Annotated in this window: 19 protein-coding genes; 4 read left to right on the plus strand and 15 right to left on the minus strand. The window is 61.7% G+C overall.

What is annotated here, in order from left to right:
- Positions 1-107 precede the first annotated feature (107 nt).
- Positions 108-680: a hypothetical protein gene (locus NKJ67_RS24020; protein WP_352583481.1), complete on the plus strand. Its 573-nt coding sequence runs from the start codon at positions 108-110 to the stop codon at positions 678-680.
- Here NKJ67_RS24020 and NKJ67_RS24025 read toward each other — a convergent pair.
- The 5 genes from NKJ67_RS24025 to NKJ67_RS24045 are packed head-to-tail and all read right to left on the minus strand — an operon-like array spanning position 673 to position 4,363.
- Entirely contained in the window at positions 673-1,119 is a 447-nt protein-coding gene (locus NKJ67_RS24025; RefSeq protein WP_352583483.1) for a very short patch repair endonuclease, read from the minus strand. The two genes, NKJ67_RS24020 and NKJ67_RS24025, sit on opposite strands and share 8 nt — an antisense overlap.
- Positions 1,116-1,979, minus strand: a complete 864-nt coding sequence (locus tag NKJ67_RS24030) for a hypothetical protein (protein ID WP_352583485.1) — start codon at positions 1,977-1,979, stop codon at positions 1,116-1,118. The genes NKJ67_RS24025 and NKJ67_RS24030 overlap by 4 nt, the downstream gene beginning before the upstream one ends.
- Positions 1,921-3,123 carry an ATP-binding protein gene (locus tag NKJ67_RS24035; protein ID WP_352583487.1) on the minus strand — a complete coding sequence of 401 codons (1,203 nt, stop codon included), beginning with the start codon at positions 3,121-3,123 and terminating at the stop codon, positions 1,921-1,923. The genes NKJ67_RS24030 and NKJ67_RS24035 overlap by 59 nt, the downstream gene beginning before the upstream one ends.
- Complete coding sequence (locus NKJ67_RS24040; protein ID WP_352583489.1) at positions 3,120-4,178, minus strand: DNA cytosine methyltransferase; 1,059 nt, start codon at positions 4,176-4,178, stop codon at positions 3,120-3,122. The genes NKJ67_RS24035 and NKJ67_RS24040 overlap by 4 nt, the downstream gene beginning before the upstream one ends.
- A complete protein-coding gene (locus NKJ67_RS24045; RefSeq protein ID WP_352583491.1) occupies positions 4,175-4,363 on the minus strand; it encodes a hypothetical protein in 189 nt (62 codons plus the stop codon). The genes NKJ67_RS24040 and NKJ67_RS24045 overlap by 4 nt, the downstream gene beginning before the upstream one ends.
- A gap of 173 nt (positions 4,364-4,536) precedes the next feature.
- Here NKJ67_RS24045 and NKJ67_RS24050 point away from each other — a divergent pair, with 173 nt between their 5' ends.
- Positions 4,537-5,049 (plus strand): dihydrofolate reductase family protein, encoded by a 513-nt coding sequence (locus tag NKJ67_RS24050; protein ID WP_352583493.1) that lies wholly within the window; start codon positions 4,537-4,539, stop codon positions 5,047-5,049.
- Between the two features lie 71 nt (positions 5,050-5,120).
- On the opposite strand, the gene NKJ67_RS24055 is transcribed toward NKJ67_RS24050, so the two are convergent.
- The 5 genes from NKJ67_RS24055 to NKJ67_RS24075 form a co-directional block, all read right to left on the minus strand.
- Entirely contained in the window at positions 5,121-5,990 is an 870-nt protein-coding gene (locus NKJ67_RS24055) for a patatin-like phospholipase family protein (RefSeq protein WP_352583494.1), read from the minus strand.
- Between the two features lie 273 nt (positions 5,991-6,263).
- A complete protein-coding gene (locus NKJ67_RS24060; protein WP_502905233.1) occupies positions 6,264-7,643 on the minus strand; it encodes a M16 family metallopeptidase in 1,380 nt (459 codons plus the stop codon).
- A gap of 190 nt (positions 7,644-7,833) precedes the next feature.
- Positions 7,834-9,222, minus strand: a complete 1,389-nt coding sequence (locus NKJ67_RS24065; protein ID WP_352583498.1) for a M16 family metallopeptidase — start codon at positions 9,220-9,222, stop codon at positions 7,834-7,836.
- A gap of 139 nt (positions 9,223-9,361) precedes the next feature.
- Positions 9,362-9,916, minus strand: a complete 555-nt coding sequence (gene rsmD / locus NKJ67_RS24070; protein WP_352583500.1) for a 16S rRNA (guanine(966)-N(2))-methyltransferase RsmD — start codon at positions 9,914-9,916, stop codon at positions 9,362-9,364.
- A complete protein-coding gene (locus NKJ67_RS24075) occupies positions 9,916-12,021 on the minus strand; it encodes a pseudouridine synthase (protein ID WP_352583502.1) in 2,106 nt (701 codons plus the stop codon). Before NKJ67_RS24075 ends, rsmD begins: the two co-directional genes overlap by 1 nt.
- A 281-nt stretch (positions 12,022-12,302) precedes the next feature.
- Here NKJ67_RS24075 and NKJ67_RS24080 point away from each other — a divergent pair, with 281 nt between their 5' ends.
- The gene (locus NKJ67_RS24080) at positions 12,303-12,752 is read left to right on the plus strand and encodes a nucleoside deaminase (RefSeq protein WP_292631799.1); all 450 of its coding nucleotides are present in this window, start codon (positions 12,303-12,305) and stop codon (positions 12,750-12,752) included.
- 36 nt (positions 12,753-12,788) lie between these two features.
- Here the strand turns inward: NKJ67_RS24080 and NKJ67_RS24085 are convergent, their stop codons facing one another.
- From NKJ67_RS24085 to NKJ67_RS24095, 3 genes are all read right to left on the minus strand, one after another.
- Positions 12,789-13,469 carry a hypothetical protein gene (locus NKJ67_RS24085; protein ID WP_127271160.1) on the minus strand — a complete coding sequence of 227 codons (681 nt, stop codon included), beginning with the start codon at positions 13,467-13,469 and terminating at the stop codon, positions 12,789-12,791.
- Between the two features lie 205 nt (positions 13,470-13,674).
- On the minus strand, positions 13,675-16,635 hold the full coding sequence (gene ileS / locus NKJ67_RS24090; protein WP_352583504.1) for an isoleucine--tRNA ligase: 2,961 nt from the start codon (positions 16,633-16,635) through the stop codon (positions 13,675-13,677).
- A gap of 233 nt (positions 16,636-16,868) precedes the next feature.
- The gene (locus NKJ67_RS24095) at positions 16,869-17,675 is read right to left on the minus strand and encodes a MipA/OmpV family protein (protein ID WP_127331538.1); all 807 of its coding nucleotides are present in this window, start codon (positions 17,673-17,675) and stop codon (positions 16,869-16,871) included.
- Between the two features lie 194 nt (positions 17,676-17,869).
- Between NKJ67_RS24095 and NKJ67_RS24100 the strand changes: the two genes are divergently transcribed.
- Positions 17,870-18,424 carry an HdeD family acid-resistance protein gene (locus NKJ67_RS24100; protein WP_352583506.1) on the plus strand — a complete coding sequence of 185 codons (555 nt, stop codon included), beginning with the start codon at positions 17,870-17,872 and terminating at the stop codon, positions 18,422-18,424.
- Positions 18,425-18,442: 18 nt separating this feature from the next.
- Here the strand turns inward: NKJ67_RS24100 and NKJ67_RS24105 are convergent, their stop codons facing one another.
- Together NKJ67_RS24105 and NKJ67_RS24110 are read right to left on the minus strand one after the other, a co-directional pair.
- Positions 18,443-19,423 carry a bifunctional riboflavin kinase/FAD synthetase gene (locus tag NKJ67_RS24105; RefSeq protein ID WP_256745570.1) on the minus strand — a complete coding sequence of 327 codons (981 nt, stop codon included), beginning with the start codon at positions 19,421-19,423 and terminating at the stop codon, positions 18,443-18,445.
- Between the two features lie 6 nt (positions 19,424-19,429).
- Positions 19,430-20,290 carry a TIGR01459 family HAD-type hydrolase gene (locus NKJ67_RS24110; protein ID WP_352583508.1) on the minus strand — a complete coding sequence of 287 codons (861 nt, stop codon included), beginning with the start codon at positions 20,288-20,290 and terminating at the stop codon, positions 19,430-19,432.
- Between the last annotated feature and the right edge of the window lie 137 nt (positions 20,291-20,427).

The raw sequence follows: 20,427 nt of genomic DNA on the forward strand, positions 1-20,427 counted from the left end.
CTTCGTTCCATGCCTTATGTAGGATTGGCGAAGGCGGCCTTGTCTAGGAATGTAAGTATGTGACCGTCGACTTGAGAACCTGAGTGGATGGTGATTGAGGTATTAGCATGCCGCAAACTACTAAACCTGAGGCTGTCGATGTTGAAATCCGACGTACGTTGGATATCTCGTTACTCGCTCAATTGGACGAGGAACGAGCTTCGTCTGAAGACGGCCTTGAGGTAAACCACGCTTATATAGACGTACGTGGATACGGTTTTGAGGATGGTGAGCTTCTGCTTAGTCACGAAGCGGATTTTTTAGATGATCTGGACAAAGCCGGCTGGACGACTGATGAGGCCGAGGAGATAATCGACGACTTTCTTTCCAACGCCTTTGAGCTATCTCCATTCGATGCTGGAATGGGCGGAGCGGTCATTGCGTTGTCAGTGGCGGGTGCGATACCGATCAGTTCGTGCAACGGCGGAACGATCGGCCAATCGTCGCATGCCGAAGCTCTGCCCTCAATCCTTTTTGCCGCAAGCAAAGACATAAAGCCCACTGCTATTTATGACGCGGCTAAAGAGGCTGATCTAGGACTAATTCCGAACGGCGAATTTGCTGAACTGTATGCAGACCACGTACTAAAATTCCATAGGTTCGCCCAGATATTGCTAGAAAATCTACGCGCGTCTAAATGACCAGTTGTTTTGTATTCTTGGTCTCCATGCAGCTGGGCAGTATGAGCCCTCTCCAGAGACGCTCTCGCAAGTTAACCAGGTCCCTAGTCTCGCATTCCCAAATCACGAAGACACTCCAGCCTTGATTGCGCAAGGCGCTTTCATTTCTTAGGTCACGGTCCACGTTGCGGTCGAACTTCTCCTGCCAGAACTGGACGCGGGTCTTAGGTGTCGTTGCTTTCGAACAACCAGTATGGCGATGCCAAAAACATCCATGCACGAAGATTGCAGTCTTGTGCTTTGGCAGAACGATGTCGGGCGTCCCTGCGAGATCCTTCCTATGGAGTCTGAATCTTAGACCCAGCCCATGAAGCACTTGCCTGACGACCGTCTCAGGGCCGGTATCCCTTTGCCGAACTGCCCCCATAATCCGGCTCCGGATCGGATCAACGGAACTCATTTCAGAGGGTTGACGGGTGGCGTGAAGTCGTCGATTGCCTCAAAAATACCCCAGAGCTTGTCGACCTTCATGTGCTCTTCTAGATAGTCCGCGTATGCGGACTGTGCGTTAGTTAAAAGCTCGTCGTAAAATACGATACGGGCGTCCACTGTCTTCAATGTAGCGATGACGCCGGAAGGGCCAGTACCGCTGGCGTCGGCCCATTCTGGGGGCGCTTTGCCGAGCAGGCAGATAATCTCGATCGGCCAATTTTTGTAGGTGGTTTTCTCTAGTATCTTGCGCGTTCCGTCTCGATAGACACGTATTTGTGCGACTAGCTCATCTACAGGCACTGCTACCGATGCCCGCTTCAACTCAACGATTACGTGCTTGCCGCCGGTTGTTCGATAGCCGATATCAATACGAGCAGTCTTAGCCTTACCTTTTAGCTTCGACGTGTTGTCTTCAAGGAATTTGTTGACCAATGTTTCCGCGTGCTCTGATCCCTTGGTCCGCTCCCAGGCTGGGTCCAAAAGCCAAAGGTGATCATAAATATAGTCACGCAGCACGAGCTCCTTGTCATTAGCCTTCAGTTTTTCCTGAAGGGTCTTGATAACACCTATCCTGAGTTTGACGATTTGGCCATAGTAACTGAGTTCCAGATCGTCGATGCTGCGAAATATATCGAGAACATGCTCGATACTCTCGTCCTTCATCTCCTCAAGCCGATCCAACTCTTCCTTGCGACGATAACTTTCGAAGGCAAGGATTGATGCTTTGAGTAGTTCTCGCTTATCGCCGTCATCATTCGAGCGGATAGTATTAAGCCGCCCAATCCATCGTTCGGCCTTTTTTTTCGTATCGCCTTTTAAGATTGCCAAGCCAGGCAGACACGGCCGGCACGGTAGCCGCAACTTTGGCACCGTCTGTCCGTCTCCAATCGCTCCATTTTCCTGCGATATAGCGAAGCTCAGAGAGAACGACCTTGCGAAGCGCCTCGAACCTTGGATCATCTTCCTTGAGGGACTGCCGGCTGCTCGTCGCGATGTCACCCTGATCGTCGACGTCGAGCTGCTCACAATGCAATTCACCGATGATGTAATCAGCGTAGATTTCTTTCTGTCCAAAATCGTCGAGCATGTCCTCTTGGGCCATCTTGCCGCGCATGAAGACAGCGAGGCGGTTTAAATTGTCGCCATCCTCATCTTTGAGCTGATCAGGTTTAAACACAGTTCCGATCCAACCAGACAGGGAGATGTGATGTTTCGTTAGCTCATTCGCGATCTTCAACAGCCGAGCCTCGCCAGGGCGGTCGAGGTGCTTGCAGAGCTTCACCAGTTCTTCCTGGTCCCCATAGGTCCAGATATATTGCAGTGCATTGTGATAGGCTCGATCTTCGGGGCCGATAGCAGTGCCATTCACCGAAACTACAAAGTCGTATTTCGGACCGATGATTGAAAAGCGTCGGGCAACACGCCGCTTGAGCCCTTCAACTGTCATCCCTGAGAGTGACCTCGGTATTTTCGATAAGACTATCCGTGTGCCCTTTTTTAGGTCACTTGGCCAATTCGGCAACTCCTCGGGTTCGTATGCAACTTGCCCCTTTCCGGAGATCGCCTTGCGGATTACCTCCCGATCCATACGGAAAGCCGTTCGCTCACCGCTCACTGTTGTGTAAACTTCGGCGACCCGCGCGATGGAAAATATTGACAGTTTGCCAATGCCTTTGCGTCCCATAGGCTTCCGCCCGGATGGAGTGGCCTCCCCAAGCTCGTCGCGTCGCTTGTAGCCAACTGTCAGAAATCGATCGATTACGGCGTCTCGGCCCATGCCTGTACCATCATCTTCGATGATGATCGTCTCTGCCGTCTTGTCGATTGTCACTGACACCTTTTTTGCATCAGCGTCCCACGCGTTGGCCACGATCTCCGACAGGACTGCAGGAATGTTGCTGTAGAGATTTATTCCAAGATGTTCCAAAGCATTCAAGCTGATCGTCATTACAAGCTTGCGTGGTGCCGTCATGCAAGACCTTCCATGTAATTTTTGACTGCACGCGCGATAGCTCCGGCGAGCGTTACTGGAACGGCGTTACCGATCATCCGACCTATCTTCTTGAATTGTATCCGCTCCCCAGGCGCGGCGAACTGATAATTGCGGGGGAACCCCTGCAAAAGCGCGCCTTCTCTGAGGCTTAGTGCCCGATCCTGCTCTGGATGACCGAAACGACCGTTGCCGAACCCATAGAACTGCGTCGTGATTGTCGGCGACGGGGCCGTCCACGTCATGCGACCATAGACGGAGGAGTATCCTTTCCCGGTCTCCACCTTATGACAGGAGGCTACGAGTTCGGGGCTCCAATCACGCCATGTTCCACCCGGTTTTGCCGATGCGATACGCTTGGCATTCGTTTCCGAAAGGCGGCTCGCACGATGGAGAGGATCCACGTCATCTACCTGGCCGTGCTCTAGCGGCGGTAGCGTGCCGATCTCGTCCTTGACGGTTCGGTGCGTCTTAGGGCCGTGCGTTGACGCCGGCATTTCGATCGGTCCTAGTCGGGATGCCAAAAGGACCAACCGGGATCGGGTCTGAGCCAGGCCGAAATCGGGCCCGTAGAGCACATCCCAGACGATATGGTAATCTGCCGCTCTCAGCATCGCCACGAACGTGTCGAAGATCTTGCCTCCCCGGAAGCTGAGAAGACGCGGTACATTCTCCATAGACACCACATCCGGCCTCGCATCGTCGATCAGCGCGCCAAACGCTTGCAGCAGTTTCCAGTCAGGATTTTCATTCTTCTGGTTGTATGTAGAAAAAGGCTGGCAGGGGGCACATCCAACAAGAATGCGCCTCGTGTTGGGCTCGAACAATGCGTTCAGATCGCCTGCCGTGAGCTTCGCGACGTCTTTGCGGATGAACGGCGATCCGTTGTTCGTCTCATATGGAAATCGGCAGGCTTCATCAATGTCGACCCCAGCCGCGATTTTGAACTCTTCTCGCTTGAAGCCGTAAGATAGGCCCCCGGCACCACAGAAGAGATCGACGACAGATGCTGCCATAGCATGCGGAGCGGGAGTCATCGACCGGTCGCCTTGCGACGATCGACCAGGTCTCCATCCGGCACAGCTATCCCGCGCTGCCGCAACGCCTTCAGAATGAAGGTGCGAACCGTCTCGTCTCGCTCAAGAGCAGTGCGGCGGATCGCCTTCTTGAGCTCAGGCGAAACCTTGATCTGAACCGACTCCTCGTCCGGTACCCTCACCATGCATCCCCTCCAACAAAATCATGACTTCCACCTTTTAAGAAGTCAATATGACAAGACTTGGACTTAAGGCACCTGACATGAACTAAAAGCAACAAAGCGCCGCGATATTTTTCACTCTGCCTGTCGCAAAGCGCCCACGCGGTTCGTCCTTTGACAGAAGAAGGGAGAGCGCCATGCGAAAACTTATCGTCACCGAATTCATCAGCGTCGATGGCATTGCCGAGGTCGAGAAGCTGCCCAGCGTGACCTGGAACGACGAAATGAACAGGTTCAAGGAAGACGAGCTTGCCGACAGCGGCGCCATGCTTTTGGGGCGCACGACCTATGAGATCTTTGCCGGCTCCTGGCCAACGGAAACCGGAGATTTTGCCGACCGGTTCAACGCGCTGCCGAAATATGTCGCCTCGAACAGCTTGAAGGCGCTCGACTGGAAGCCGGCCGAATTGCTGAGGGGACCGCTGCCGGATGCGGTCAGGACGCTGAAACAGGGCAGCGGCGGCAACATCTATGTGCATGGCAGCCTCAGCGTCGCGCAGGAATTGCTGCGCCACGGCCTGGTCGACCGCGTCAGGCTGCTCAGCTATCCCGGCACCGTCGGCCAGGGCAAACCGCTGTTCCCAGGCGGCGCGGCGGTGTCGCTCGAACTGATTTCCGCAAACCATTTAGCAACGGCGTGGTGGCGCTAGAGTATGCACCGGTGACGGCGAAATCGTAGGTCGGTTGGGCTCTCTCCTTCCAGGTGGGAGGACGATGCACCTCACCCGACCTGTTTCCCCCGCCTCCTCTTGATGGCGGCACTATTCCTCGCCTCAACCACCTTCTCCACCTGCCGCTTCAGCTCGTCCTTGATATCCACCGTCTCGTTCATCAAGGCGTCGATCTTCAGGAAATCCAGGACGCGGTATCTCGACACTGCCGGGCGGACCAGGATGTCGGGGCGGCATTGTTTCAGCTTGTTGGCGATGATCGACTGCATCATCAATTGCGTGGCGCCGAACATCAGGTCGACGGAGGTCGGCTGCTTGCGGTCGGCCTCCTCCGGCGCGCCGACGACATCGACGCCGATGATGATGTCGGCATCGTTCTCGATCAGGTCGAACGGCACGGGGTTGTAGATGCCGCCGTCGATCAGCAGCCTGCCGTCGCGCATCACCGGGCGGAACACGGCGGGGATGGCCGCTGAGGCCGCCAGTGCGGAATGCAGGTCGCCGTCCTCGAAGACGGCCAGCTTGTGGCCGAAATAATCGGTCGCCGTCACCTTGAGCGGGATCTTCAGCTCGGCGAAGGTTTCGGGGATAGCGTCGGGCAGAAAGGCCTTCAGGATGCGCTCGACATTGAACTGGCTGACGCGGATGCCGCCCTGCATGGCTTCGGCGATGGTGCCCGGCCGCGCCCGCCACATGCGGCTCGCGACTTCGGCGCGGCGGCTAAGGATCGAGCGGGCATAGTCGTGAATGTCCTTGCCGGCCATACCCGATGCCATGCCGGCACCCATGATGGCGCCAATCGACGAGCCGGCAATCGCCACCGGTTTTATGCCCAGTTCGTCCAGCGCCTCGATGACATGGATGTGCGCCAGCCCGCGCGCGCCACCGCCGCCGAAGGCTATGCCGAAGCTAGGCGCCATTTTGCGTGACTCCTGCCTCGTTTCTGGCCGGCGACGGAGACCGCCAATTGTTGAAGTTGGCGCCGCCCCTCACCTGCCTGCCGGCATCCTCTCCCCGTATAGTGACGGGGAGAAGGGTGCTGCCATCGCCGATTTCGCCAATCACAAACGTTGCAAGATGGGCGCCGAGATTGCGGCCAGCCCCCTTCTCCCCGTCACTATACGGGGAGAAGTGCCCGGCAGGGCGATGAGGGGCAGCGCCGGCGTTCGGAAAAGAGAAATGCGTGCCGGGGCTCATCCCTTGCCGGCTCCGGCCAGTTTCGGGCCGATGACCATGATGGTCGGCTCGGCGGTCAGCAGCTTCTTCGCCGCCGCCTTGACCTGATTGAGCGTCACCGCGTTGATGTAGCCGGCGCGGCGCTGCATGTAGTCGATGCCGAGATCGTCGAGCTGCAGTTCGACCAGCGTCGAGGCGATGGCGCTGGACGAGTCCAGATTGTTGATGGCGTAGGCGCCGATCATGTATTTCTTGGTGGCCGCCAGTTCCGCTTCGGTCGGGCCTTCTTCGGCCAGTCGCTTGACCACGTCGCGGATGATGCCCAGCGTTTCGGAAGCACGGTCGGAGCGGGTGCCGGTGCTGACGATCAGCGCGCTGGCGTGGTCCTGGTTGATGAGCGAGGAGTTGACGCTGTAGGCCAGCCCGCGCTTCTCGCGCACCTCCTGGAACAGGCGCGAGGTGAAGGTGCCGCCGCCAAGAATCTCGTTCATCAGCACGGCGGGGAAGAAATCCGCCGCCTTGCGTTTCACGCCGGGAAAAGCGAGCTGCAGGGAGGTCTGCGGCAGGTCGTAGTCGACCTCGATATGCTGCGCCAGCTTCGGGTCGATATCGGCCACTGGCCTCAGCGCCTGGTTTTGCGGCAGGTCGCCAAACACCATGTCGAGCTTCTTCTTCAGCGTCTCCGCGTCGATGGCGCCGACAACGGCGACACGCAGCCCGCCGCGCGCGAACACCGCTTTGTGCAAGGCATTGAGATCATCGCGCGTGATGGTGGCGATGCTTTCCTTGGTGCCCTGGTCGGAGCGGGAATAGGGATGATCGCCATAAAGCGCTCGCGCCCATTTGTTCTGCGCCACCGTGTCGGGATCGTTTTCGCCGGCGATGATGCCGGACAGGATCTGGGAGCGGATGCGGTCAATCGGCAGCTGGTCGAAGCGCGGCTCGTTGACCGCCAGCCGCAACAGGTCGAATGCCTGGTCGCGCTGCTCGGCCAGCATGCGCATGGAGCCGTAGATGCCGTCGCGGCTTTCGTCGAAGCTCATCTCGGCGCCGGCATCGTCGAGCTTGATCTGGAAGTCTTCACTGTCGAGCGGGCCGGCGCCTTCGTCGAACAGGCCGGTCATCAGATTGGCCAGCCCTTCCTTGCCGACCGGATCCTGCGTCGAGCCGCCGCCGAAGACGAAGCGGATGGCGACAACCGGCACGGAATAGTCCTCGACCAGCCAGGCGGTGATGCCCTTTGGCGAGGTGACGGACTGGATGTCCATGGCCCGCGCGGTGAGTGCCGGCAGGATGAGGAAGAGGATGGAGAGAAGTAAAGTGATCAGCGGGGCGATAGCGCGGCTCGGGGTGGTCGTTCCAAACGAACAATTGTCGAAGTCGGCGCCGCCCCTCATCGCCCTGCCGGGCACTTCTCCCCGTATAGTGACGGGGAGAAGGAGGCTGGCCGCAACCTCGGCGTCCGTCTTGCAACCATGGTGATTGGCGAAACCGGCGATGACGGCGCCCCTCTCCCCGTCACTGTACGGGGAGAGGATGCCGGCAGGCAGGTGAGGGGCAGCGCCAACGCTCGATCTCTTCATCAAATCAATTCCCCGCCTGTTGCTGCGGCAGCAAATAACCGGTGGTCGACCGGGCGAGCACGAGATAGCGCGCGGCGACGGCCTTGACCTCGTCTGTCGTGACCTTGCGGATGCGGTCCGTCCACTGCTGGACGTCCTGCACATTGCCGCCGGTGGCCAGCGTCGAGCCATAGATGTTGGCCATGGAATCCTGCTTGTCGCGGGCAAAGGTCATCGATCTGACATAGCGGTCCTTGGCCTTCTCCAGCTCCGATGGCGTGACGCCATCCTTGACGATGCGCACCACTTCGGCATCGACCGCCGCTTCGACGTCGGAGATTTTGGCATCCCCGCGCGGCGCGCCATAGACGGTGAAGTTGGTGTCGTCGAGCATGGTGCCCTGGAAAAAGGCGCCGGCGCTGGATGCGATACCTTGCTGGACGACGAGCGCCTGGTAGAGCCGGCTGCGATTGCCGCCGCCAAGGATCTCCGCCAAGAGGTCGAGCGCTTCCGCCTCGCCCGGCTTGCCGGTGTGATAGGACGGCACCACCCATTGGGTGGAAAAGCTCGGCACGCTGACGCGGGCATCGGCGAGCGTCACCGTGCGCTTGGTGTTCTGCTCCGGCTCGACCGGGCGTATGCGCGGCGGCAGATCGGGGCCGCGCGCCACCTTGCCATAGGTCTTTTCGGCCAGCGCCCGCACCGTGTCCGGTTCGACATCGCCGGCAACGATCAGCACCGCGTTGTTGGGCCGATAGTATTTGTCGTAGAAGGCGACAGCGTCGGCGCGGTTCAGCTGCTGCATCTCCTGCATCCAGCCGATGACCGGAATGCGATAGGGCTGGTTCTGCCACAGCGTTGCATCGACCTCCTCGTCCAGCACGGCCTCGGGGCTGTTGTCGATGCGCGAGCGGCGCTCCTCGAGGATGACATCGCGCTCGGTCTTGATGACATCGTCGGTGAGGATGAGATTGCGCATGCGATCGGCCTCGAAGCTCATCATCAACTCGAGCGCCGACGGCGCCACCGTCTCGTGGAAGGCGGTGTAGTCGTAAGAGGTGAAGGCGTTGTTGGAGCCGCCGATATCGGAGATGGCGCGGTCGAACTCGCCCGCCGCATGGTTGGTCGTCGCCTTGAACATCAGATGTTCGAAGAAATGCGCAATGCCGGATTTGCCGGGCGGCTCGTCGGCGCTGCCGATCTTGTACCAGACCATATGGGTGACGATCGGCGCACGGTGGTCGGGAATGACGACCACCTCCATGCCGTTGTCGAGCAGGAAATCCGTGACCTTGAACTCGGCCGGAACCGTGTTGGGCAAGACGGGGCTCTCGGCCAGCACCGGGCTGGTCATGACAAAAGCCAAAGAGGACGCCAACAGCGTTCCGCGCAGCCATTCAATCCTGGATGTCATCAACGGCTCCGGTTCTGTCTGCAGACGATAGGCAAGGTACTGGCGACAAGCAAAGTTAATTGTTGGTCATTTTAGAGGCGGTGCTCGGTTCCTCGCCCCCGTGAAGCGGGGGAGAGGAACCGCCAATCGCGAAGGCGTATCAGGCCGCCTCGATAAAGCGGATGACGGTCTCGCCATAGTTGCGCTCGTCCAGCACGGAAAAGCCGGGGCCCGGGTCGAAGGGCGCCACTGCCGCCTCTTCGACCACGCACAGCGCGCCAGGGCGAAGCCAGCCGCCGGCTTTCGCCGACTGCAAGGCGCGCTCGCCAAGGCCCTTGCCATAGGGCGGGTCGGCAAAGACGAGGCCGAACGGCGCCAGCGTGCCCGCTTCGCCAAGGCCGGTGGCATCGCGGCGGAAGATCTTGGTGCGGCCGGTCAGGCCGAAGGCCTCGACATTGTCGCGGATCAGGCCACGGCCTTCGGCCGATTCCTCGATGAAGACGCCATAGGAGGCACCGCGCGACAGGGCTTCCAGCCCGAGCGCACCGGTGCCGGCGAACAGGTCGAGCACACGCGCGCCGTCCAACTGCTCGGCAAAGCGATGCGCCAGCACGTTGAAGACCGCCTCGCGGGTGCGATCGGTCGTCGGCCGGATGGCGTCGCTGCGCGGCGTGGCCAGCGGACGCCCGCGAAACTCACCGCCGACGATCCGCATTACTTGCCCTTGGGGCCGCCGCGCGGCCGCTCACCGCGTGTGCTGGTCGGACGGTCGCCGCGCGGCTTGCCGAACGGCTTTGCGCCGGCCGGTTTGCCATAGGTCGGTTTGAACGATGCCTTTCGCGCCTTTGCTTCAGCGGCCTTGGCTGCGTCTGCATCGGCCCTGCCCTTGCCGATCGGCCGCGCGCCCGGTGCCATCCAGACATTGGCCTTGCGCTGGCCGGGCGGCTCGATCGGCCGCTGCTCGCGCTCGGACTTTTTCCCGCCGCCCGGCTTGCCGCCAAAAGCACCACGCGGCTTGTCGCCGAAGCCGCCGCGCGGTTTGTCGCCAAAACTGCCGCGTGGCTTGTCGCCAAAGCTGCGTTCGGGACGCGGGCCGCGTTCGCCAAAACTCTTCTCCGCGCTTCTGTCAGGGCTTGTCGACAGCTTGCCCAGAGCCTCGTCGCGGCTGCCTTCGCGGCGTTTGCGGTTCTTGATCAAACCGCCCTCGCCGATCGGGCGGCGCTCACCGTCGCGGGTGAATTTCGGCCGCTCCGGCTCCGGCTCGCGAACTTCGGTGCGCCGCACCGGCTTGTTGGAAAATGGCTTGGTGACATCGGCGTCGAAATTGGCGCCGGATTCTTCGACCAGGCGCTCGCCAAGCTGATCGCGCAACACCCTGCCCTTGATCTCCAGCACATGGCCCTCGGCGAGGTCATCGAGCTGGAATGGCCCGTAGGAGATACGGATCAGCCGCGTCACGTCGAGGCCAAGCGAGCCCAGGATATTCCGGACTTCGCGGTTCTTGCCCTCGCGCAAGCCGATCGTCAGCCAGGCATTGGTGCCTTGCTCACGGTCGAGCGTCGCTTCGATGGCACCGTAGAACACGCCGTCGACGGCAATGCCTTCACGCAGGCCGGCAAGCGCGCTTTCCTCGACCTTGCCGTGGACGCGCACGCGATAGCGGCGCAGCCAGCCGGTGGCCGGCAGTTCGAGCACGCGCGACAGGCCGCCATCATTGGTGAGCAGCAGCAGGCCTTCGGTGTTGATGTCGAGCCGGCCGATGGTCATCAGCCGCGGCAATTCAGCCGGCAGCACGTCGAAGACGGTCTTGCGGCCCTCGGGATCGCGGTTGGTGGTGACGACGCCGGCCGGCTTGTGGAACAGGAACAGCCGGGTGCGCTCGATCGGCGGGATTTCCATGCCGTCGAGATGGATGATGTCATCAGGCATCACGTTGAAGGCCGGTGAAGTCAGGGCGCGGCCATTGACCTTGACGCGGCCGGCAGCGATCAGCTCCTCGGCATCGCGGCGCGAGGCCAGGCCAGCGCGTGCCAGCCGCTTGGCGATGCGCTCGCCTGCCTCTTCCGCGCCCTCGGCGGGACGCGGGCGTGGCTGGAAGCTGCCGCCTGCCGCGCCTTGCGGCCGATCGTTGAAATCCCGCTTCGGCCGGTCGCCGAAATCGCGCTTGGGGCGGTCGGCGAAGTCACGCTTCGGGCGATCGCCGGCGTCGCGCGGCGCGCGGTCACTGAAATCACGCTTGGGACGGTCGAAACGCTTTTCGCCGCCCGCTGCCGCCGCAGCCGGTCGGTCGCCCCGCGGTGCATAGGGCTTGCGCGGTCCTTCGCGCTTTTCATAGGGCTTGCGCTCGCCTTCGGCGGCCACCGGGCGATCGCCACGTGGCGCATAAGGCTTGCGCGGCCCTTCGCGCTTTTCATACGGTTTGCGCTCGCCTTCGGCGGCCATCGGCCGGTCGCCGCGCGGTGCATAAGGCTTGCGCGGCCCCTCGCGCTTTTCATAGGGCTTGCGCTCGCCTTCGGCGGCCACCGGGCGATCGCCGCGCGGTGCATAAGGCTTGCGCGGCCCCTCGCGCTTTTCAAAAGGCTTGCCTTCGGGACGCGGGCCTTTGTTGAAAGGCTTGTCCCCGCCCTTGAAATCGCGCTTCGGCCGCTCGCCATCGGCAGCCATCGGCCGATCGCCACGCGGTGCGTAAGGTTTCTTGGCGCCAAAGGACGGCTTGCCGCCCTTGCCCGCGGCGCCATCACGGCTGCGCGGTCCCGCGGGTTTCGGCCCACTCTTGGCCGGACCCTTCCTGGGTCGGAATTTCTTGTCGTTGTCGTCCATGTGGCCTTTATCCGTTTGCGCTGCTACAGCGTGGCGCATCCTTTCGGGCGCGCAACGAACGCTGTAGCACTTTTGATGTGGCGCATGATCATTTTCGAAAACCGAGTCCCGATTTTCGAGGTCCTGCGCTCAATAACAGGATCACTGGAGTTTGTCAGGGAAAAGTGGAGACCGGTTTTTCCAAAAAGACAAACGAAAATCAAAAGCCTGGAGCAAGTGCGGTTCATTCGAAACGAACTTGCTCCGTCAGGTGGCGAGGAGATAATCGGAGTGGAAATCGCGTGAAGCGGCCCGATTTCATGGCGCTGGCGCTGAAGGAGGCCGAGGCTGCCGCCTTGCGAGGCGAAGTGCCGGTCGGCGCCGTCATCGCCAATGGCGTTGGTGTTGTCGCCAGCGCCGGCAACCGCACACGCGAACTTGCCGACCCGACCGCGCATGCCGAGATGCTGGTAATCCGCGAAGCTTGCCGCAAACTGTCGGCCGAGCGGCTGACCGGCCATGATCTCTATGTGACGCTGGAACCTTGCGCCATGTGCGCCGGCGCCATTTCCTTCGCCCGGCTGCGCCGGCTTTATTTCGGCGCCGCCGACGACAAGGGCGGTGCCGTGGTCAATGGCGTACGTTTTTTCGCCTCGCCGACCTGCCACCACGCGCCCGACATCTATCCGGGCATGGGCGAGACCGAAGCGGGTCTATTGCTCAAGGAATTTTTCCGGGAACGGCGCGGCTGAACCGGGCGCAACGCCCGGCGACACAACGTGGTGTTCTTACAGAGACGGCATCCAGTCGAACCAGCCGCTGCCCTTCTTGCCTTCCGCCTCTTTCTTGAGGCGGCGTTCCTTCTTGTACTCGTCCTCGCCAAGCTGATCTTGCGGCGCCGTGCCGGCCGCGACACGATACTGCACTGGAGGCTCGCTCAGATATTTGCGGGTGTTCGGATCGCCCTGCTTGCTGTCGGCAAGGCGGCGCTGGATCTCGGCGGCACGGCCCTTGTCGGAATCGGCCGGTGTCCATGCCGGCGGGTGGCTCGACCCTGACTCCGCCATCGCCCTCTTGACCGAGGCCGGGTCCGTCTGCACGTCGTCGATGATCTCCGACTGATAGGCCGGGTCGTTCTGATGGGCGGTGGCGTCGGCGCGCAAGCGGGCGCGGCGCTGCTCGGGCGATTCGGGCCATTCGGCGCTCGCCGTCTCGATGCTGTCCTGCGGTGCCGGCAGCGCTTCCTTCTGGCCTGGCGCCGGCTTCACGAGCGTCGGACGCGGCTTGTAGTCGATCTGTTCCTTGCGCTTCGGCGCGAATGAAAAAGCGCCCGAAATATCGCCGGCCAGTTGTTCGCCGGCGGTCTTGTCGGTGCCGTAGGTCGGAGAGCCCATGCAGCCCGACAAAGCGAGGCCCGACGCGACAAGCGGCGCCAGCAGCGCCAAGCGCGCATTATATCTCTCGGTCATGCCAAAAAGTCCCACTCTAGACAGCCTCTCGATTGCCACCAGCTTGTGGCCGGTCCCCATCGTCCAAGCACTTGCGACGGAAATCCGGCGACAATTTGTCTTCCGGAGTTTCGCGTGTTTACCTCAACCACTCGTTAAGGGCAACGCGCGGGCGGTTTTCGCCCGCCCGGCGTGGCATTTGTGCACCGATCCAGCCGACTAACCGTTAAAGTCGGCCAAGCGCCTTCAATTCATGCAGCACCGCCGCATCCCTGGCCGAAACATCCGGGAATTCCGGATCCTGGCCGACATCGGCGGTGTAGCGCCAGGAGCGTGCACATTTTAACAGGCCACGATCCTCGGCCTTCTCGACCACCACGGCGACACCCTTGACGTCGTCGATCGCGAAGGCACCAGCCGATGCCTCGCCATGAGCGATGACCAGATCGCTGGTGATCGCCATCTCGGCCATGTCGACATCTGAAATCGCGGCTTCGAGCGCTGCGTCGTTGATTGTGACGACCGGCACCGCTTCCAGCGACGATCCGATCACCTTCTGGGCGCGCGCGATCTCCAGCGCGCCGGTAACGACGCGCCGCACCTGCCGCACCTGGCGCCACTTTTCCGCCAGCGCCTCGTTCTTCCAGTCCGCCGGGATTTGCGGGAACTGGTCGAGATGCACCGAGACGGCGTCGGGATGACGGTCAAGCCAGGCCTCCTCCATGGTGAAAGGCAGCATCGGCGCCAGCCATTTCACCAGGCAGTCGAAGAGATGGCGCACCACCTGCACCGAAGCCTTGCGCTTCAGGCTCGACGGCGCGTCGCAGTAGAGCGCGTCCTTGCGGATGTCGAAATAGAACGCCGACAGCTCGACCACCATGAAATCGAGCAGCATGCGGGTGATGCGCTTGAATTCGAAGGCGTCGTAGCCCGAGCGCACGACCTCATCGAGCTCGGCCAGCCGGTGCAGCATCAGCCGCTCCAGCTCCGGCATTTTCTCCAGCGGCACCTCTTCGCCATCGTCATGGGCAAGCGTACCCAGCATCCAGCGGATGGTGTTGCGCAGCTTGCGGTAGGCGTCGATGTTGGTCTGCAGCACGTTCTTGCCGAGCCGCTGGTCCTCCCAGTAGTCGGTCGTCACCACCCATAGACGCAGGATGTCGGCGCCCGACTGCTTGATGACGTCCTGCGGCACCACGGTGTTGCCCAGCGACTTCGACATCTTGCGGCCATCCTCGTCCATGGTGAAACCATGGGTGACGACGGTGTCGTAAGGCGCCCTGCCCCTGGTGCCGCAGCTTTCCAGCAGCGACGAATGGAACCAGCCGCGATGCTGGTCGGAGCCTTCGAGATAGACGTCGGCCGGCCATTTCAGGTCAGGACGATCTTCCAGCGTGAAGGCGTGCGTCGAGCCCGAATCGAACCAGACGTCGAGGATGTCCATCACCTGCTTCCACTTCGAAGCGTCGTGATTGCCAAGGAAACGCTCCTTGGCATCAGCCGCGAACCAGGCGTCGGCGCCCTCCTGCTCGAAGGCGTCCATGATGCGCTGGTTGACCGCTTCGTCCTTCAGCACATTGCCGTCGGCATCGGCGAAGACGGCGATCGGCACGCCCCAGGCGCGCTGGCGCGACAGCACCCAGTCCGGGCGCTCCTCGATCATGGCGCGGATGCGGTTCTGGCCGGCGGCGGGCACGAAGCGGGTGTCGTCGATGGCCTTGAGCGCCCGGCTGCGCAGTGTCGAGCCGTCGCCGAGGTCCTTGTCCATGTAGACGAACCATTGCGGCGTGTTGCGGAAGATGATCGGTTTCTTGGACCGCCAGGAGTGAGGGTAGCTGTGCTTCAGCCGGCCGCGCGCGAACAGCGCGTTGCGCTTAATCAGCTCGTCGATGACGGCCTGGTTGGCGTTGCCCTTCTTGCCGTTGTCGTCGATGACACGCGCCGGTCCACCCTCCCGGTCGGGGCCGAAACCCGGCGCGTCCTTGGTGAAGAAACCGCCATCGTCGACGGTGAACGGGATGGCGGGATCGATGCCGCGTGCGCGCAGATCCACCGCCGCATCCATCCAGGCGTCAAAGTCCTCGCGGCCGTGGCCGGGCGCGGTGTGGACGAAGCCGGTGCCGGCATCGTCGGTGACGTGGTCGCCGGCGAGCATCGGAACGGCAAAGTCGTAGCCGCCGCAAAAACCCTTGAGCGGATGCGAAAGCGTAAGGCTTCCAAGCTCTTGCGCCGAAACGCTGCGGAGACGATTCAAGGTGACCTTGGCCTTGACCGAGGAGTCTTCGGCCAGCGCATCGGCAAAGATCAGTTTTTCACCCGGCTGCGGGCCGAATGCGTTCTCGGCTGCCGTGACCTCATAGAGGCCATAGTTGATGCGCGGCGAATAGTTGACGGCACGGTTGCCGGGGATCGTCCATGGCGTCGTCGTCCAGATGACGACATGTGCCTGCAGCAGATCGAGTGCGCCCTCCGTCAGCTTGGTCTCGCCATCGACAGGGCGGGCCAAGCTGGCGACCGGAAACTTCGCCCAGATCGTGTCGCTCTCATAGTCGTGGTACTCGATCTCGGCCTCGGCCAGCGCCGTGCGCTCGACCACGCTCCACATCACCGGCTTGGAGCCGCGATAGAGCTGGCCCGACATGGCGAATTTCAAGAGCTCGCCGGCGATGCGCGCCTCGGCATGGAAAGCCATCGTCGTATAGGGGTTCTTGAAATCGCCGATGACGCCGAGGCGCTGGAACTCGGCCCCCTGCACAGCGATCCAACCCGCGGCGAACTCACGGCATTCCTTGCGGAATTCGTTGACCGGCACCTCGTCCTTGTTCTTGCCCTTGGCGCGGTATTGCTCCTCGATCTTCCACTCGATCGGCAGGCCGTGGCAGTCCCAGCCGGGCACATAGTTCGAGTCGTAGCCGCGCATCTGGAACGAGCGGGTGATGACATCCTTGAGGATCTTGTTCAGCGCGTGGCCGATATGGATGTTGCCGTTGGCGTAGGGCGGCCCGTCATGCAGCACGTATTTCGTGCGGCCGGCAGCGCTCTCGCGCAGCTTGCGGTAGAGATCCATGTCCTGCCAGCGCTTGACCAGCAGCGGCTCCTTCTCCGGCAAGCCGGCACGCATCGGGAAGTCCGTCTGCGGCAGGTAAAGCGTCTTGGAATAGTCGATCGTTTCAGTTGTATCGGTCATTGGTCTGCCATTTGCATTGCCCGGCGGGCGTACAAGCTCGGGCGTGAACTATCATGTTATGGAAAAAGCGCGAGGGGGCGCGCAGAAACTCCCGGCGGCTCCGGCGGCGCTCAGGCCACCCGGAACACCGGGCCTGTAATTCGTATCGCGATCGCGAAAAGGCGCGAAAAGCTGGTCATGGCTGGGCTTTTAGCCGAAGCCACGGCAGGAATAAAGCGTCTCGTTCGATTCACTTACATCGTGAAATCGAAGCGGTAGGTGGTCGACACGCCAATCATGAACTGGTTGCGGTCGCCGCGCTCCTTGACCAGGCTGGAATCGGCCGCCGGTCCCATCAGGCGCGAATATTCGCCAAACAGGCTGGCGGTCATCGGCTCGGTCACCTTCCAGGTTATGGCGCCGCCGAGGCCGGTCGATTTCAGCCCGCCACCGGGATGATATTCGCTCAAGCCCGAGGCCACGGCTTCCTGCGCGTTGACGCCGTAATAGGCGTCGAAATAATTGCCTGACGCAAAGGAAACACGCGGGCCGCCCGAAATCCTGACGGTCGGCGTCACATCGTAAAAGGCGTCGGCGGCGATGTCGGCGACAAAGCCGTTGTGAGCGCGAATGCCGTGGCGCAGCTCGGCGCGGGCGCGCAGCCAGTCGGTCGGATAGAATTCGAAGAAGCCGCCGACTTCCCCGCCCCAGCGCACCGGATCGAGGCCCTTCAGCTCATCGGCGTTGTCGTCATCGCGGGAAAACAGGAACTTGCCGGTCAGGCCAGCGCGGAAACCGCCATCATCGACCAGCGCCAGCGAGATGTTGTCGTTGCGCGAGACAAAGCGGGCAGCAGGTCCGGCCTTGCCCAGCGAAATGATCGGCGAGGCGCTGAGCAGGTACTTTTTGCCGCCCTCGAAATTCGGCGCCACCATGCCGGTGGCACCTACGGTCAGATACCAGTCGCCGGACAGCCAGCTGCCCTCGCCCGCATTGGCAGCGCCCGTCCCACCCAGCACCGCGGCGGCCAACACAAGAGAGATTCTTCCGACCGAACTCATGGCCACTCCACTAACACAACGCATATGATTGCCGATGACAGCTTTGACGGCCGTTTGGTAAAATTTGATTTAAACCCGAGACATATGCTCGCGCTTTGCCGCGATCCCGCTGCCGGTCATCGGCTGGACGTTGGCTCGCGCCCGGATTACCTTCCATCCGCAGTATTCCGCAGCCCTCGATGGAGACCGCGACAATGACCCTGCATGGCGACGCCTTGAAAATCGGGATCGAACAGACACGGACAAAATGGGGATGGTTTGTCGCACTCGGTGTGCTGCTGCTCATCTTCGGCGGCATTGCCTTCGCCAATCTGTTCGTCGCCACGGTGGCTTCCGCCTACGTCGTGGGATGGCTGATGCTGATGGCGGGTATCATCGAGATCGTGCACGCGTTCGGCGTCAAGTCCTGGAATCGCTTCTTCTACTGGCTGCTCAGCGGACTGCTGTACGCCGTCGCCGGCTTCTTCGCTTTCGGCAATCCGTTGCTTGCCTCGGCGGTGCTGACGTTCCTGCTGGCGATCGCGCTGGTCGCGTCAGGGGTGCTCAGGGCCTGGGTCGGCTACAGCCACCGGCCGGAACGCGGCTGGGGCTGGCTCGTCGCCGCCGGTGTCATCAGCGCGCTTGCAGGTCTGATCATCGCCATGGGCTGGCCGGTCAACAGCCTGTGGGTGCTCGGTCTGTTCCTTGCGATCGACCTGATCTTTCAGGGCTGGACCTTCATCGCCGTTGGTCTGGCGCTGAAAAAGTAGCCGGAATCACGCCTGGACTCAAAAAGCCATGGCCGCATCGAGATCGGAGAGCGGCTTGACGCCGGCAAGCAGCGCGCGTGCCTCGGCTTCATCGCGCTTCATCTGCGCGACCAGCGCATCGAGCCCTTCGAACTTCACCTCCGGGCGCAGGAAACCGAAGAAGGAAACCTGACAGACCTCGCCATAGAGGTCTTCGGAGAAGTCGAAGACGAAGGTTTCCAGCAGCGGCGCGCCATTGTCGTCGACGGTCGGGCGACGGCCGAAGCTGGCGACGCCGTCGTGAAGCGTGCCGTCGGCGCGGCGGAAGCGGACGGCATAGATGCCCTCCTTGAGTGCGGCTTCAGCCGACAGCCTCATATTCGCGGTTGGAAAGCCAAGGGTGCGGCCAAGCTGCTGTCCGCCGACCACCTCGCTTTCGACGGTGAAGCGGTAGCCTAGCAGGCCGGCGGCTTCAGCCACCTCGCCCTCGCCCAGCAATCCGCGGATGCGGCTGGACGACACCACCTCGGCGCCCTCGTCCCGGAAGGCGTCGACGAGCGTGACGCCGAAGCCGTGACGCTCACCCGCCGCCATCAGGTAGGCCGGGCCGCCTTGACGATCCTTGCCGAAGTGGAAATCGAACCCGGTCACGGCGTGGGTAATGCCAAGGTTCGTTTCCAGCACATCCGTCACGAACGCTTCCGCCGACAGCGAGGCGAAGTCGTGCGTGAACGGCTGCTCGACCAGCGCGGCAAAGCCCAGCAGCGACAGGAGCCGCGCCTTCATCGGCGGCGGCGTCAGCACGAACAACGGGATATCAGGCCTGAAGATCTTGCGCGGATGCGGTTCGAACGTCAGCACCAGGGCCGGTACGCCGCGCCGTCCGGCCTCGGCAGAGGCGCGCTCGAGCACCGCCTGATGGCCGCGATGGACGCCATCGAAATTGCCGATCGCCACCACGCCGCCGCGCAGGTCGGCGGGAAGCGGCGCGGTTGCCAGGACGCGTTGGAAGGCTGCCATCGTCACCTACCGAAGTCTGGGAATGACAGCCACCGGACCATAGCCATGCTTTTCCAGGAACGCCGCCAGTCTTGCCGGATCCGGTTGCAGGGCATCGCCATAGTCGCGGGCATGGATGCCGCCGGAGACATAAAGAACATCGAAGCCATTGTCGGCGGCGCCCTTCACATCGGTCATCATGCCGTCGCCGATGGCAAGCACCTGGCCGCGCTCGACCGGCTGGCCAAGAATCTCGGCAACCTCGTTCATCGCGAGATTGTAGATCGGCGCGTAAGGTTTTCCAGCGATCAATGTGCGGCCGCCAAGCTGGGCATAGTCACGCGCCAGCGCGCCGGCACACCAGATGATGCGTTCGCCGCGCTCGACCACGATGTCGGGATTTGCGCAGATGAAAGGCAGGTTCCTGGCGCGCAGCCGCCGCAGGAGCTCCGTGTAATCCTCGGGTTTTTCGACCTCGTCGTCGAACAGGCCGGTGCAGACGACGCCGGACGCCTCGAACTCCTCGACAAGCTCGACGTCGAGACCTTCATAGAGGGTGAAGTCCCGGTCGGCGCCGATATGGAAAATCTTGCGCGGCCCTTCGGCGATCAGATCCCGCGTCACGTCGCCTGAGGTAACCACCCGGTCGTAGGCTGACGGTGGAACACCGATCGCGTTCATCTGCGCCACGACATCGGCACTTCTGCGCGGCGAATTGGTGATCAGGACGACGGGGATTTTCGCCTCTCGAGCCCTTGCCAGTGCGGAAGCCGCCACCGGGAAGTGCGTTTCACCATTGTGGACCACGCCCCAGACATCGCATAGGATTGCCGAATAGGCCTTCGACACGTCTTCGAGCGAGCCGATGATTTCAGGCGAATCCGCCATGCCGTTTCCTTCAGTCATGATCGTTGCGATCGCTGCCACCGACGGTTCGCCGCAGCCGGTTCGGATTAGCCGAACCGCCCCGGCCTGTCACCAGCTTTCGCCAGTCACGATTGGTTAGCGGTTGGTGAAGCGCTGCC

This window comes from Mesorhizobium sp. M0088 (assembly GCF_040322895.1).
Lineage (GTDB): Bacteria > Pseudomonadota > Alphaproteobacteria > Rhizobiales > Rhizobiaceae > Mesorhizobium.

What these genes read in the sequence shown, in the direction of transcription:
- NKJ67_RS24060 (WP_502905233.1), bottom strand. Translation starts at nt 7,643, where the DNA reads ATGAGGGGCGGCGCCGACTTCGACAATTGTTCGTTTGGAACGACCACC.
- NKJ67_RS24040 (WP_352583489.1), bottom strand. Translation starts at nt 4,178, where the DNA reads ATGACTCCCGCTCCGCATGCTATGGCAGCATCTGTCGTCGATCTCTTC.
- NKJ67_RS24095 (WP_127331538.1), bottom strand. Translation starts at nt 17,675, where the DNA reads ATGAGTTCGGTCGGAAGAATCTCTCTTGTGTTGGCCGCCGCGGTGCTG.
- NKJ67_RS24085 (WP_127271160.1), bottom strand. Translation starts at nt 13,469, where the DNA reads ATGACCGAGAGATATAATGCGCGCTTGGCGCTGCTGGCGCCGCTTGTC.
- NKJ67_RS24100 (WP_352583506.1), top strand. Translation starts at nt 17,870, where the DNA reads ATGACCCTGCATGGCGACGCCTTGAAAATCGGGATCGAACAGACACGG.
- NKJ67_RS24055 (WP_352583494.1), bottom strand. Translation starts at nt 5,990, where the DNA reads ATGGCGCCTAGCTTCGGCATAGCCTTCGGCGGCGGTGGCGCGCGCGGG.
- NKJ67_RS24050 (WP_352583493.1), top strand. Translation starts at nt 4,537, where the DNA reads ATGCGAAAACTTATCGTCACCGAATTCATCAGCGTCGATGGCATTGCC.
- NKJ67_RS24025 (WP_352583483.1), bottom strand. Translation starts at nt 1,119, where the DNA reads ATGAGTTCCGTTGATCCGATCCGGAGCCGGATTATGGGGGCAGTTCGG.
- NKJ67_RS24105 (WP_256745570.1), bottom strand. Translation starts at nt 19,423, where the DNA reads ATGGCAGCCTTCCAACGCGTCCTGGCAACCGCGCCGCTTCCCGCCGAC.
- NKJ67_RS24020 (WP_352583481.1), top strand. Translation starts at nt 108, where the DNA reads ATGCCGCAAACTACTAAACCTGAGGCTGTCGATGTTGAAATCCGACGT.
- NKJ67_RS24075 (WP_352583502.1), bottom strand. Translation starts at nt 12,021, where the DNA reads ATGGACGACAACGACAAGAAATTCCGACCCAGGAAGGGTCCGGCCAAG.
- NKJ67_RS24035 (WP_352583487.1), bottom strand. Translation starts at nt 3,123, where the DNA reads ATGACGGCACCACGCAAGCTTGTAATGACGATCAGCTTGAATGCTTTG.
- NKJ67_RS24110 (WP_352583508.1), bottom strand. Translation starts at nt 20,290, where the DNA reads ATGGCGGATTCGCCTGAAATCATCGGCTCGCTCGAAGACGTGTCGAAG.
- NKJ67_RS24045 (WP_352583491.1), bottom strand. Translation starts at nt 4,363, where the DNA reads ATGGTGAGGGTACCGGACGAGGAGTCGGTTCAGATCAAGGTTTCGCCT.
- ileS (WP_352583504.1), bottom strand. Translation starts at nt 16,635, where the DNA reads ATGACCGATACAACTGAAACGATCGACTATTCCAAGACGCTTTACCTG.
- NKJ67_RS24065 (WP_352583498.1), bottom strand. Translation starts at nt 9,222, where the DNA reads ATGACATCCAGGATTGAATGGCTGCGCGGAACGCTGTTGGCGTCCTCT.
- rsmD (WP_352583500.1), bottom strand. Translation starts at nt 9,916, where the DNA reads ATGCGGATCGTCGGCGGTGAGTTTCGCGGGCGTCCGCTGGCCACGCCG.